Origin of the sequence: Rhizobium sp. BK661, assembly GCF_024808825.1 — a bacterium.
Classification (GTDB): Bacteria; Pseudomonadota; Alphaproteobacteria; order Rhizobiales; family Rhizobiaceae; genus Rhizobium.
In genome coordinates, this window is sequence record NZ_JANTYT010000028.1 from 26,165 (window position 1) to 39,182 (window position 13,018).

Sequence of the window (13,018 nt, forward strand, 5' to 3'; positions counted from 1 at the left end):
GGAGAATACAATGGTCGATTATCGCTATCTCGGGCGCAGTGCGCTCAAGGTGTCACCGCTCAGCCTGGGAACCATGATGTTCGGTGGCCCGACGCCTGACGATGTCGCGTTCCGCATCATCGACAAGGCGCGCGAGCAGGGGATCAACTTCATCGATACCGCCGATGTTTATCACGACGGCAAGTCGGAAGAGGTTGTCGGCAAGGGTATCAAGGCGCATCGCGATCACTGGGTTCTGGCGACGAAGTTCGTCAATTCGCACAAGAAGGGCCCGAACCTCGGCGGTCATTCCCGCAAGTGGGTGATCGAGACTGTCGAGAATTCGCTGCGCCGTCTCAACACCGACTATATCGACATCCTCTATTTCCACCGCGCCGTCTTCGATGCGCCGCTGGAAGAGCCGGTGCGCGCGATCGCCGACCTGATCCGCGCCGGCAAGCTGCGCTATTTCGGCGTCTCCAACTTCCGCGGCTGGCGCATCGCCGAAGTCGCGCAGCTCGCCGATGAACTCGGTATCGATCGTCCGGTGGCAAGCCAGCCGCTTTACAACATCGTCAACCGCACCGCCGAAGCCGAGCAGCTGCCGGCCGCCCATCACTATGGTCTCGGCGTCGTTTCCTACTCGCCGCTCGCCCGTGGCGTTCTGACCGGCAAGTACGAGCCGGGCAAGGAGCCGGCTGCCGACACGCGCGCCGGTCGCGGCGACAAGCGCATCCTCGAGACGGAATGGCGTCCTGAATCGATTGCCATCGCCACCGAGATCGCTGCGCACGCGACCCGCAAGGGGATATCGCCGACCGAGTTCGCGCTCGCCTGGGTGCTGAACAACAAGCTGATCTCGGCGGCCATCGCCGGTCCGCGCACGGAAGAGCATTGGGACAGCTATATCCGCGCGCTGGACGTCAAGCTCGACGCCGAGGACGAGGCGCTGGTCGACCGGCTGGTCACGACGGGTCATCCCTCGACGCCAGGCTTCAACGATCCGAGCCATCCGGTCGAAGGTCGTGTGCCGCGTAGCGCTGCAGCCGGTTCCGACAATGTCGTGCCGCTGACACGCGCTGTCGCCTGATCATGACTTTGGGAATCCGCCGATATGGCGGGTCCCTTCTTTTCTTTTTCCGGCCGAGAAGGTTCCCGCATGCCGAATACCGCTCCTTCAGCACTGTCCGCCACTCCGACACCTCAGGAGGCGGTGAACGATCTCTCGACGCTCTTGGCAAGAATTCCTGATCTGACGGCCGAAATCGCGAAGGAGGCGGCAAGACGCGATCTGGAAAGGGAGCTTCCATTCGAGGCCTTCCGCCTATTCAAGGAGACCGGTCTGGGGGCGCTGCGCATTCCCGTGGCGCTCGGTGGTCCGGGGGGATCCGTTGCCGATTACATCGAAACGATCATGGCGATCGGAGCGGCAGATTCGAATGTCGCTCACGCGCTGCGCAGCCATTTCAATTTTACCGAAAGCCTGATCCTCAGCCCGAATACTGCCATCGACCGCACACAGCTCAGCCGCGTTCTCTCGGGCAAGCTTTTCGGTGGGGCTCATACGGAGCAGGGCACCAAGCGGCCGGGCGAGGTGACGACACGTTTGACGAGATCGGGGGATAGCTACCGTCTCAACGGGCGCAAATGGTATGCAACCGGCACTGCATTTTCGGACTTCGCATCATTCAGTGCGAAGAACGATGACGGTGAGTTCGTGAGCGTTTTGCTTCCGGTCAATCGTCCGGGCATCACCATTCTCGACGACTGGGATGGCATGGGCCAGCGGCTGACCGCGAGCGGTGGCGTTTTGCTCGAAGACGTCGAGGTGTTGCCGCATGAAATCTCCACGCGCGGCCTTAACACGCTGGCCGGCCGCCACACCTCCACCTTGCGGCAGCTTCACCTTGCGGCATCAATGGCGGGCGCTGTGCGTGGCGCGCTTGCCGAAGGGACGGAATATGTGCGCCGGCAGGCACGGTCGGCGGCCCATAGCGCGGCCGAGACAGCCAGTGCGGATCCCTTCGTGCAGAAGATTCTCGGTGAGGTCGCTGCCGGCTCCTTTGCCGTCGACACGCTGATCCGCGAAAGCGCGCGTGCGCTCGACAAGACGGCCGCCGCGTTCGCCGCAGGCGATCAGCAGACGCTTGAAGCCGCGCTGATCGAGAGCGCGTTGACGACGGCGCGCACACAGATCGTCGCCTCGCAAATTGCGCTCACGGCGGCCACCAACGTCTTCGAACTCGGCGGCGGCTCCGCGACGTCGCGCCATCTCAATCTCGACCGGCACTGGCGCAACATCCGCACGGTGCTCAATCACAATCCGCTGCTGCACAAGGCGAGGGTGGTCGGTGACTTCTACATCAACGGAACCACGACACACCTGGAGGAAGGCAAGGTCTTCTAACCCTGCCGCGCAGCGATCGTCACGGAGCCACCATGAGCAAGCTCGACATCGTCGATTTCCATACACATTTCCTGCCCGAAGGCTGGGAGGTTTACCGCGTGCCCGGTCGCCCGCTCGACTCGCTGTGGGCGCGGATCGGCACGAAAATCGCGGACATCGATGCGCTCATCGCGGATAGCGATGCGGCCGGTATCTCGCGCCGCGTGATTGGGGTCGCGCTGTCGATGGTCGCCGCACCTGATGCCGATCTTGGTGCGATCAGCCGCAAGCTGAACGACGATCTCGCCGCGACCGTTGCGCGCCATCCTGATCGGCTTTTCGCGCTGGCGACCGTGGACACCTTCGGCGGAGAAGCGGCGGCGATCGAGGCGCGGCGCGCCATCGTCGAACTCAATTTGTCCGGCCTGTTTCTCGACAGCGCGAGAGGTGACAGATTAATCGACGCGCCAGAAGCCCGGCCGGTCCTGAGGGTTGCTGCGGAGCTTGGCGCTCCCGTCTTCCTGCATCCGATCAACCCCGAGCCGCTTTCAACGCAGCTGTCAGGCCTCGGCAGGCTCGGGACCCGCTTGAGCCGCGGCACGATCAACGCCGCCGCTGCGATTTCGTTGGTGACATCGGGTGTTTTCGAGGAATTGCCGGAGCTTCGGGTCGTCATCACCGCGCTCGGCATTTCGGCACTTGCGCTGACCGGTCCCTTCGGGGAACTGCCATCCATTTTCGCGGAGGCGCCAGCGGGCAAGCGGCGTCACCTCTATATCGACATCATGCCGTCGGAAGCACGCTTCATCCGCTTCGTGGCCAGTCTCGTCGGCGCCGACCATGTTCTGACCGGCAGCGACTGGCCGATCCTCGAACATGATCCGACGCAGGACGGGCTCGCCACGGCCTTTGCGGCGGCAGGGTTGAGCGCGCATGAAGCCGAGCTGATTGCCAGCCGAAATGCCCTAGAACTGCTGAATGGGCGCCATCGCAGTCGCGACAGGCTGATCGCATAAGGGCGTCCGCTCTCACATCCCGACATATCACGCCCCACCGACGCCGGTGGGAGAGGAGGTCTATTGCGCATTGATCGTATTCCGCATCACTCCGTTGCCATTGTCGGTGGGGGCTTCGCTGGGGCGCTGATGGCGCTCAAGCTGCTCGACCAGACCGAAGTTCCGCTGGCGATCACCATCATAGAGCGGCGCGAGGAGCTTGGGCGGGGTGTTGCTTACAGCACACCCGATCCGGCACATCTGGTGAACGGTCCCGCTGAAATCTTCTCGCTCTATCCCGAGGATCCCGGCCATCTCGCGCGCTGGCTCGTCGAGAATGGCCCCGCCTACGGCTGGACGCCTCCCGCCGAGGTGCGCACAAGCAGCCCGCCGCGTTACCTCTATGGGACCTATGTCCGTGACGAGCTCGCGCGTGCGGTCGCGAACGCGCGGCTCGGTTCGACGTTGCGGCATATCCGGTCGTCGGCATCCACGCTGTTGGCAACGCCGAGCCGGATCCGCATTACCACGGCTGACGGTACCTCTGTGGAGGCGGATGAAGCCGTGCTGGCCCTTGGCGTTTTTCAACCGCGCCTGTCGGCCGCCGAGGCTGAACTCGCCGGTCACCCACGTTTTGCAGCCAATCCGTGGGACGTACTGGCGCTCGACCGTCTGAAAGGCTGCGAGGAAATTCTCCTGATTGGTTCGAGCCTGTCGATGGTCGATGCCGTGGCCAGCATGGAGGCACGAGGTTACCGCGGTCGCTACCGCGTGATATCGCGCCGTGGCCAGTTCGTGGAGGGTCGCAGGACTGTCGACGCAGCGCGCGACTTTCTTGCCGATGGCCCGTTGCCATCAACGGCGCGCGAACTGCTGTCACGCGTCAAGGCGGAACGACGGGCGATCTCGGCTGAGGGTGCCGACTGGCAAGGGCTGCCCTTGGCGATCCGCCCTCATATTCTCTCGCTGTGGCAAGCGGCCAGCGATCGCGAGCGGCTGCGGTTCACCCGGCATCTCAGGGCCTTCTGGGACGTCACCGCGCATCGCTCGGCACCGGAAAGCCACGCGATTATCGAGCGGGTGATTTCGGAAGGCCGGCTGGAGCATGGCCGCGCTCGTATCCTCGGATTTGCGGTCGAGGGTAGCGAGATCATCGCCAGCCTGAAGACAGCGACAGGCGTCGAGACCGTGCCGTTCGATGGCGTGATCGATTGTCGTGGCCATCAGTTGCATGAGTGGCGTCGGGTATCCGACCCCTTCGTGAGGAGCCTGCTGGCAAGCGGCGAGGTTCGCCCTCATAGCACCGGCTATGGCATCGATGCGACGACGGCGGGCGATCTCATCAACGAGGAGGGGCTCGTGCACCGCAATCTCAGCGCCATCGGACATCCGTTGCGGGGCGTTGCATGGGAGTCGAGTTCGATCACCGAGCAGCGCGCCCAGGCGATTGCGCTTGCCGATCGCATCCTCACGAAATTCACGCCCATCCGAGTGGCGTGATCTCATCTCCAAAAGCAAAAGGGGCGCATCGTCGATGCGCCCCTTTCTCGTGCTAGTCCTGCCGCCGCACCTCAGCCTTCGCCGTCCTTGATGTAGACATCAGCAAAGTTGGACTGCACACCCTCGGCCCCGATGGTGTGGTTTTTGACCCGCTTGTTGAACACCGTGACGTTCTCCAGTGAAATCAGGTTCACTACTGGCACTTCGTCGGCAACGATCTTCTGGAAGGCGAAGAATTGCTGCTTGCGTTTTGCATCGTCGACCTCGACGGATGCGGCTTCGAGCAGCTTGTCCACCTCCGGGTTATTGTAGTGGCTGGCGTTCGAGAAGGGCAGGCCGAGCTTGAAGTTCTTCGACCAGTAGATGCGCTGCACGCCGAGCGTCGGATCGAACTGGTTGCCCAGATATTCGGCGGTCACGTCGAAGGCGCGGTCGGTGTAGACCTTCTTGATGTAGGTGGAGAAGTCGTAGGAATCGATCGTTGCGTTGATGCCGATACGCGTCAGGTTCTGCTTCAGATATTCGGCGACCCGCTTGAAGCCTTCATTGTAGGAGTTGTGGGTCAGTCGCAGGTTGAAGCGGACGCCGTCCGCGCCGCGCTTGTAGCCGGCCTCGTCGAGCAGCTGTTCAGCGGCTTTCAGATCGAAAGCATAAGGCTTGATCGAGGTGTCGAGATAGCGCGGCAGGAAGGTGCTGATCGGGGTCGGCGAAACATGGCCGTAGCCGTACCAGACGGTGTTCAGGATAACGTCGAGGTCGATGGCGTGGGCGATGGCGCGGCGAACGCTGACATTCTTCAGATACTCGTTGTCGAGATTGAAGATCAGCTGCGTCTGGTCGCCCTTGGTCTCGTAGCCGCGTGAATCGACGGCAATGTTCGGCAATGCCTTCACACGTTCGAGATCGCTCAGCGGGATGGGATTGTCGCCGCCGATATCGAATTCGCCGGTTTCGAAGCCGGCGGCGCGGGCGGCCCCATCGGGTACGAAGCGTACGATAACCTGGTCGAGATAGGGTTTGCCGGCGTCCCAGTAATCGGGATTGCGCTCGAGGATGATATGCGATCCGCGCACCCACTCCTTGAAGACGAATGGTCCCGTGCCGATCGGGGCACTGCCATTCGGATTGGTGGGCACGTCGGCAATCTTTACGCCGTCATAGACGTGCTTGGGCACGATCGGGGACTCGGCCCCGTAGAGAGCGCTCAGCAGGTAGGGGGCGGGTTTGGAAAGCCGGATCACGGCGGTCAGCGGATCGGGCGTTTCGACCTTGGTGACATTGGCGAAGGTGCCGCGGCCACGCGGGTGGACTTGCTTTAGAAGCTCGATGGAATAGGCAACGTCGTCCGATGTGAAGGGCTTGCCGTCATGCCACTTGACGTTTGGACGGAGTTTGAAAGTGTAGTTCAACCCGTCGTCGCTGACTGACCACTCGGTGGCAAGCTGCGGCTTTGGTGTCAGATCGAAGTCGTAGGTCAAGAGACCTTCGGTGATCTTGGGGCTCACCTTCTGCGTGCCGCCAGCCGTATGGGCGAGGGTGAGGATCGTCGGCGGTTCCGGCTCCACGATGAAGTTCAAGGTGCCACCCTTTGTCGGTGCGGAAGTCTCGGCGAACGCCTTGAGCGGCAGGAATGCGGTAAGGCCGGTCGCGGCGAGAAGTTTGTTGAGCTGGCGTCTGCTGATGTCCATGGATACCCCCTGAATTGCGATGGACGCCTCTATCGAAGCGTCGTTGCAGGCATCATCGGGCAGGGCCGTGCAAAACAGGAAGAATGTTTTTCTGCCTGTCCGGAAAAGGAAAACTTCGCGGCAGAGCGTCAAGGAGAAGGTTGAATTACGGTAGTCCACTAAAAATATAGAGAATAGTTTTTGCATCTCCGATTGAGGCTCGCCGCGCAAGAAAATGTCCCGTCGGCAGGGCGGGAAGGAATGCCGGTTCTCGTCTTGAAGGGCAGGTTTGTGGTGCAATCCTCTCATGAGCACGTTTGCCGACTCCCGCAGAAAAGCAATTCAGCCGACGCTTGCGCGGCTGCCGCCGCTGACATCGTTGCGGGCCTTCGTCGCGACGGCCCGACACCTGAATTTCGTTCGCGCCGCCGAAGAGCTGCATGTGACCTCGGCAGCGGTGGGCCAACAGATACGCCTGCTGGAGGATTACCTTGGTCAGCCGCTTTTCAACCGTGTGCGTGGCCAGTTGCATCTGACGCCGGCCGGGTTGGCATTGGTGCCCGGACTGACCGGGGCCTTCGATGCTGTTCTGGCCGCTATGGCTCAGTTCGTGCAGAGCGATCATGAACAGCCGATCCGCGTTTCGGTCGCCCCGTCGTTTGCCAGCAAGTGGCTCATCCCGCGCCTCGATGCGCTGCGGCGGGCTGCTCCCGGGCTGCAGGTTCTGGTCGATGCGTCGACCCAGTTGACGAACCTGGATGCCGGCGACGCCGATTGCGTGATCCGCTACGGTCGCGGTCCATATCCGGGGCTCGTTGTCGATCATCTCTTTTCCGAGGCCATACTGCCGGTCTGCAGCCCGGAGTTTGCGGATACGCATGGGCTGTGGGGCAAGCCGGAGGCCATCGAAGACGTGCCGCTGCTGCACGAGGATGGGGCAGAGCATGATCAATCCTGCCCGGATTGGGGTGGGTGGTTGCGCGCAGCCGGGCTCTCCTACCTGCCGTCGCAGGGTGGGTTCCGCCTGAACCAGTCCTCTCTTGTCCTCGATGCAGCGCTGGCAGGGCAGGGGCTGGGGCTCGGCAAGATCAGGCTGGCGGAAGCAGAGATCCGCTCCGGGCGGCTGGTCTGCCCCTTTGGCGTGCCGCAGCCCGTCAGTTCGTCCTATTTCTTCGCCACCACGGCGCATACGGCGCGATTGATGCGCGTCGATCTGTTTCGCGAGTGGCTGCTCGCGGAAGCGCGCGCCCTGCAGACGATGGATGAGATCATCGCGCGCCGTATCCGACCTGCGGCAGACATGATGGCCGCAGAATAAGTTGTTCTTCCAGGCCCTGCCGCTCTACTTGAGCCGGAAGCCCAGCCTGCGCGCCGCCGCCGCAAGTACGTGCCGCCCCTTCAAGGCCTCGACCGTGCCGATGCGGTTCCGGACCTGATTGGTCCAGTCGATCGCCGGCATCGCCTGCTCCGTCTGGAAGCTCCTCAGTGCCTTTTTGTAGCCCGCAAGATCCCGCGTCCGGGCGCGATCCGAATATTGCTCGCGATGCAGGACCGTCGACTGAGGTAGGCGCGGCTTCACGCCGGCGGGTTGTGCCGGATCGGGAAACCCCACAGTAAGGCCGAAGACCGGGAAGACACCATCCGGCAAGGCGAGTTCCCGGGCGACCCTTTCCGGATCGTTGCGGATCGCGCCGATGTAGCAGGTCCCGAGCCCCAGCGATTCAAAGGCAACGACCGCATTCTGCGCCGCAAGTGCCGCATCGATCACGCCAAGCAAAAAGCTCTCGATGTAGTCGAGACCTTCTCCCGCCGAGCCGCCGTCCGCAGCGATCGCGCGGGGCCGGGCAAGATCGGCGAGCCAGACGAGCAGGAGAGGTGCCTGGGCGATCTGGCGCTGGTTGCCTGCAACGGCGTTCAGGCGGCTACGGCGCTCGGGGTCCTCGACGGCGACGACGCTCCATGCCTGCAGGTTGGAGGAGCTGGGAGCCGACTGCGCGGCAGCAACGGCAATTTCGACCGTGGTGTGTGGAATCGGATCCGGCAGATAGCTGCGCACGCTGCGGTGGGAGAGCAGGGCGTCGACCGTTCATTCCAGTCGCTGCCGAGGTGCTGCACCTGGCGATAGCGTTCGGCTGATAGCGCTGCCAGCCGGTCGGAGCCGGTTGGCTTTGCTGCAAGGGAAGGTGTCATGGGACTGTCCTTTTCCGGGTCGCTATTCTGCCGCGCTGGCGTAGGGGTTGTGTGGCCGCGTGAGACCAAGGTGATCACGCAATGTGCGGCCGGCGTATTCGTGCCTGAACAGACCGCGGCGACGCAGGATCGGAACCACCTCATCAACGAAGACTTCAAGCCCGTGCGGCAGCACATCGGGCATGAGGTTGAAACCATCGGCCGCACCGGCGGTGAACCATGTCTCTATATCGTCGGCGATCGCGGCAGGCGTGCCGACAATCGTGCGATGCCCGGTGCCGCCGTTGAGCGCGCGGATCAGGCCCCGAACGGTCAATCCCTGCCGCCGCGCGAGCGCCAGCGTGGCGTGGAAGAACGTGTGCCCGCCGTCAGCCGGCAGCGGAATGTCCTCAGGCAAGGGCTTGTCGAGTTCGAGCTTCTTCTGATTGACCTGCAGGACACCGGCCAGTCGGGCAAGGCTGTATTCAAGCGGAATGAGGTCGCGCAGTTCCTCCTGTCTGCGCCTTGCTTCCGCTTCCGTGCTGCCGATGATGGTGGCGAGGCCCGCGAGCACGAGGATGCTGTTTTCCGAGCGACCGAAACGAACGGCGCGACGGCGCAGATCCCTGGCGTAATCCAGCGACTCTTCGAAGGATTGCGAGGCGGAGAATACCGCTTCGGCATGTGCGGCGGCGAGTTCACGCCCGTCGTCTGATCCGCCCGCCTGCACGAGAACCGGGTGCCCCTGTGGTGGGCGCGGAATATTGTGCGGCCCATGCACGGAGAAGTGCTTGCCGCTGTGAGCGATGGGGTGGACACGACCGGGATCGACGAAACGTCCGGTCGCGACGTCACCGACAAAGGCCTCTTCCTCCCAGCTGTCCCATAGCGCCTTGACCACGGAGGCAAACTCGCTGGCCCGCTCATAGCGGCTGGCATGGGCTACTGGCTTTTCAAGGCCGAAGTTCCTGCTTTGCGCCAGATCCGCGCTGGTGACGATGTTCCAGCCGGCGCGTCCGCCGCTGGCATGATCGAGCGTCGCGAAGCGCCGGGCGATGTTGTAGGGTTCGTTGTAAGTGGTGGAGGCCGTGCCGATCAGCCCGATCCGTTCCGTGCTGGCCGCGACAATTGCAAGCACGATGGTCGGTTCCAGCGAGGTGAGCGGGCGAAAGTCGATGCGGTCCGATATGGCCGCCTGGTCGGCCAGGAAGACGGCATCGAATGTGCCCCGTTCCGCGATGTCAGCGACCTTGATGTAGTGGTTGATGTCGAAGGAGGCGCGCGGGTCGCTGCCTTCCATGCGCCAGGCCGCTGGGGAGAACCCCGAGTGCAGGATATTGATGTTGAGATGAAGCTGCCGTCGGCTCATTGGAATATCCCCGGCTCGGGATAGTCGCCGGTCAGGAACCAGGAGCCGACATTGCGGGTCTTATATTCTGCCGGATTGTGAAGAGTGTGGATACGGACGTTGCGCCAGAAGCGATCGAAGCCGTACGGCCGGACGGCGGAACGAGCACCCATCACCTCAAATATTTCGCTGGTGACCTCGAGCGCGACCTTGCCCGCGAGCACATTGGCGGAAGCAACCGCAATCGCGGTGGCGCCGCGCTCCTCGGCCGTCAGCGCCGGGCCTTTGGCATAGGCCGTATCGATGGCGACCGCGGCTCTGTCAGCCAGTGCGGTAGTGGCCTGCACCTTGGTCCAGAGTTCACCGTACTGTCGCTTGATCCACGGGTCGTCCGAATGGCGTTCGACACCGGAGTAGATCCACGGCCGAGATTTCGTGATCGTATAATCCCGTGCTGCGATCAGGGCGCCTTGCGCGCTGCCGATGAAGACGTTGAGGAGAACGCTCTGCTGTTGCTGCGGAATGAGAAGGGCAGCCGGATCCCTGGGGCGTTCCGACAAGATCTCCTCATCCTTCACGGTGACATCCTTGTAGAAGACACGGCCGCTGCCGGTCTGCCGTTGTCCGATGCCATCCCAATCGTCGGCGATCGTTATGCCGTCGCGATTGGCGGGAATATAGGCGAAGCTGCGCGCGTTCGTTTCCTCGTCTTCCCATGCGACCATCAGATAATCGGCGACGTGCGAGCCGGAGGCGAACGGCCGATAGCCGTTCAGGAGGACGCCACCTTCTATCCTCTTGCCGAAGAGGCTTTTGGAGAAGCTGTTCGTGGTGTTGCCCCAGAACCACCGACCCTTGGCCGATTGCCGCAGGATCGCGGCCGATCGTTCGTCACTACCCCCCGTCAGGGCATTCTGGATGGGGCTGAAGTGGTAGCCGAAAAGGTGGCCAAGCGACCCGTCGACCTTGGCGAACTCACGCACGATGCGCAGAGCGGTCGAATAGGGCTGTCCCTCACCACCGAATTCCGTGGGAATGAGCAGATTGACGAGACCGCTGTCCTTGAGAAGCCGGACCTGCTCTGTCGGCCGCCCGCCCTGTTGATCCCGCTCGACGGCATCGACAGCGAAGATGTTCCTGAGCTCGACCGCCTTGGCGAGATAGGGATCGGTCTGGTCCGGCTCGAAGAGGACGGGAGGCAGCAGGGCTGGTTCGAAGCCTGAGGGCTTTACGGTCATCGTCTTATCTCCGTCAGTCGTGAAGTCGCGGAAAGCCATGCCGCTCTGAAAGCAGTTCGAGAATGCGGCTGGTCTTGGAAACGAAGCGCTTGCCTTTCCAGTCCGCAGCATCGGGCGGCGGGTTGGATGCGAGGACCAGCACCGGCAAGGACTGGTTTTCCTCACCAACCGCCTCGATCACCTGTGTGCGCGGGCGAGGGAAGGGAACTCTGTGCACCTCGATGCGGGAAGCAAGCTCGGGAAAGCTCGAAAGTACCCCCTCGATCGCATTGCAATGGGGGCAGACGAACGTCTGCCCAGGGTGCTTCGGGTCCGAGAAACCGGGGGCGATGAGAAAAAGCGTATCGCGGCTCATGTCTTTTCCCCCTACTCGGCCGCGACTGCGCCGTGATTGACGGTATGGCGGTTTTCGGGGCGCTTCAGGCCAAGGTTTTCGCGCAGTGTCGTACCCTCATACTCGTGGCGGAAGAGACCGCGCCGTCGCAGTTCCGGCACCACAAGCTCGATGAAATCAGAGAGCCCGCCCGGCATGATCGGCGCCATGATGTTGAAGCCGTCAGCTCCATAGTTTTCGAAGCGCTCTTCCAGCGTATCGGCAATCTCCGTCGGCGTGCCCACGACCTGCCAGTGGCCGCGCGCACCGGCGATGCGAAGGTAGAGCTGGCGGATCGTCAGGCTCTCACGCCGGGCAAGATCCAGAACCAGTGCCTGCCGGCTCTTGCCGGCATTTGTCGCAGGCGGATTTTCGGGCACCGGTCCATCGAGCGGATAATCCCGGAGGTCGACGCCCGAGAGCTGGGAAATCAGATTCAATCCGACCTCCGGCTGGATGAGTTCCTGAAGGGATTCGAACTTCTCCTGCGCCTCCGATTGTGTGCGGCCGACGACCGGGAAAATGCCGGGCAGGATCTTCAGGTCGTCGTGCGAGCGACCGTATTTCGCTAACCGTCCCTTGACGTCGGCGTAGAAGCTCGTTGCTTCCTCCAGGGTGATCTGGGCGGCAAAGACGGCTTCCGCCGTGCGGGCGGCAAGCTCCTTGCCGGGCTCGGAGGCGCCGGCCTGGACGACAACCGGTCGCCCCTGTGGCGAGCGCGGAATGTTGAGCGGGCCGCGGACCTTGAAATGCTTTCCACTGTGATCGAGACGATGCAGCTTGGCCGGGTCGAAATAGCGGCCGCTTTCGCGATCCCGCAGGAAAGCATCGTCTTCCCAGCTGTCCCATAGGCCTAGCACGACGTCGGCGAATTCCTCCGCCCGTTCGTAGCGGTCAGAATGGAGGATCTGCGTCTCATGGCCGAAATTGAAGGCGGCGTCGGGGTCGGCGGAGGTCACCAGGTTCCAGCCGGCTCGACCGCCGCTCAGCCGGTCGAGCGAGCCGAACTGCCGGGCGAGATTATAGGGGTCGGAGTAGCTGGTGGAGGCGGTGGCGATCAGCCCGATATTGCGGGTGACGGAAGACAGCGCGGAGAGCAGGGTGATGGGCTCGAAGGGATAAACACCGCTATGAGCCTTGCGGCTTGCGGCCTCGACATCCTTGATGCGCGCGGCGACGCCATCCGCGAAAAAGATCGTGTCGAACTTCGCTGCTTCGGCGAGCTTGGCCAATTCCAGGTAGTTCTCGAACTCGGTGCCGACGGAAGCCTTTGGATGACGCCATGCGGCGACGTGATGCCCGGTGAAGAGCAGAAATGCGCCGAGCTTGATCTTGTCCTTGCGTTTCGCCATTGCGGTTCCTT

The 13,018-nt window shown here is 62.7% G+C and carries 10 protein-coding genes and 1 pseudogene; 5 read left to right on the top strand and 6 right to left on the bottom strand.

Annotated features, from left to right (window positions below):
• Positions 1-10 precede the first annotated feature (10 nt).
• From FHX16_RS28940 to FHX16_RS28955, 4 genes are all read left to right on the top strand, one after another.
• Complete coding sequence (locus tag FHX16_RS28940) at positions 11-1,069, top strand: aldo/keto reductase (protein WP_183758440.1); 1,059 nt, start codon at positions 11-13, stop codon at positions 1,067-1,069.
• Positions 1,070-1,138: 69 nt separating this feature from the next.
• A complete protein-coding gene (locus FHX16_RS28945) occupies positions 1,139-2,386 on the top strand; it encodes an acyl-CoA dehydrogenase family protein (protein WP_183758442.1) in 1,248 nt (415 codons plus the stop codon).
• 32 nt (positions 2,387-2,418) lie between these two features.
• Positions 2,419-3,381 carry an amidohydrolase family protein gene (locus FHX16_RS28950; protein WP_183758444.1) on the top strand — a complete coding sequence of 321 codons (963 nt, stop codon included), beginning with the start codon at positions 2,419-2,421 and terminating at the stop codon, positions 3,379-3,381.
• Between the two features lie 63 nt (positions 3,382-3,444).
• Positions 3,445-4,860, top strand: a complete 1,416-nt coding sequence (locus FHX16_RS28955) for an FAD/NAD(P)-binding protein (RefSeq protein WP_183758446.1) — start codon at positions 3,445-3,447, stop codon at positions 4,858-4,860.
• Positions 4,861-4,931: 71 nt separating this feature from the next.
• On the opposite strand, the gene FHX16_RS28960 is transcribed toward FHX16_RS28955, so the two are convergent.
• Positions 4,932-6,548 (bottom strand): ABC transporter substrate-binding protein, encoded by a 1,617-nt coding sequence (locus FHX16_RS28960; RefSeq protein ID WP_183758447.1) that lies wholly within the window; start codon positions 6,546-6,548, stop codon positions 4,932-4,934.
• Positions 6,549-6,834: 286 nt separating this feature from the next.
• Between FHX16_RS28960 and FHX16_RS28965 the strand changes: the two genes are divergently transcribed.
• Positions 6,835-7,845 (top strand): LysR substrate-binding domain-containing protein, encoded by a 1,011-nt coding sequence (locus FHX16_RS28965; protein ID WP_183758449.1) that lies wholly within the window; start codon positions 6,835-6,837, stop codon positions 7,843-7,845.
• A gap of 24 nt (positions 7,846-7,869) precedes the next feature.
• Here the strand turns inward: FHX16_RS28965 and FHX16_RS28970 are convergent.
• The 5 genes and pseudogenes from FHX16_RS28970 to FHX16_RS28990 form a co-directional block, all read right to left on the bottom strand.
• Positions 7,870-8,717: pseudogene (locus tag FHX16_RS28970) on the bottom strand (NADPH-dependent oxidoreductase).
• Between the two features lie 22 nt (positions 8,718-8,739).
• Positions 8,740-10,065: an LLM class flavin-dependent oxidoreductase gene (locus tag FHX16_RS28975; RefSeq protein WP_183758451.1), complete on the bottom strand. Its 1,326-nt coding sequence runs from the start codon at positions 10,063-10,065 to the stop codon at positions 8,740-8,742.
• Positions 10,062-11,282 carry an acyl-CoA dehydrogenase family protein gene (locus tag FHX16_RS28980; RefSeq protein WP_183758452.1) on the bottom strand — a complete coding sequence of 407 codons (1,221 nt, stop codon included), beginning with the start codon at positions 11,280-11,282 and terminating at the stop codon, positions 10,062-10,064. The genes FHX16_RS28975 and FHX16_RS28980 overlap by 4 nt, the downstream gene beginning before the upstream one ends.
• 13 nt (positions 11,283-11,295) lie before the next feature.
• On the bottom strand, positions 11,296-11,637 hold the full coding sequence (locus tag FHX16_RS28985) for a DUF3088 domain-containing protein (protein ID WP_183758454.1): 342 nt from the start codon (positions 11,635-11,637) through the stop codon (positions 11,296-11,298).
• Between the two features lie 11 nt (positions 11,638-11,648).
• Complete coding sequence (locus tag FHX16_RS28990; RefSeq protein ID WP_183758456.1) at positions 11,649-13,007, bottom strand: LLM class flavin-dependent oxidoreductase; 1,359 nt, start codon at positions 13,005-13,007, stop codon at positions 11,649-11,651.
• Positions 13,008-13,018 lie beyond the last annotated feature (11 nt).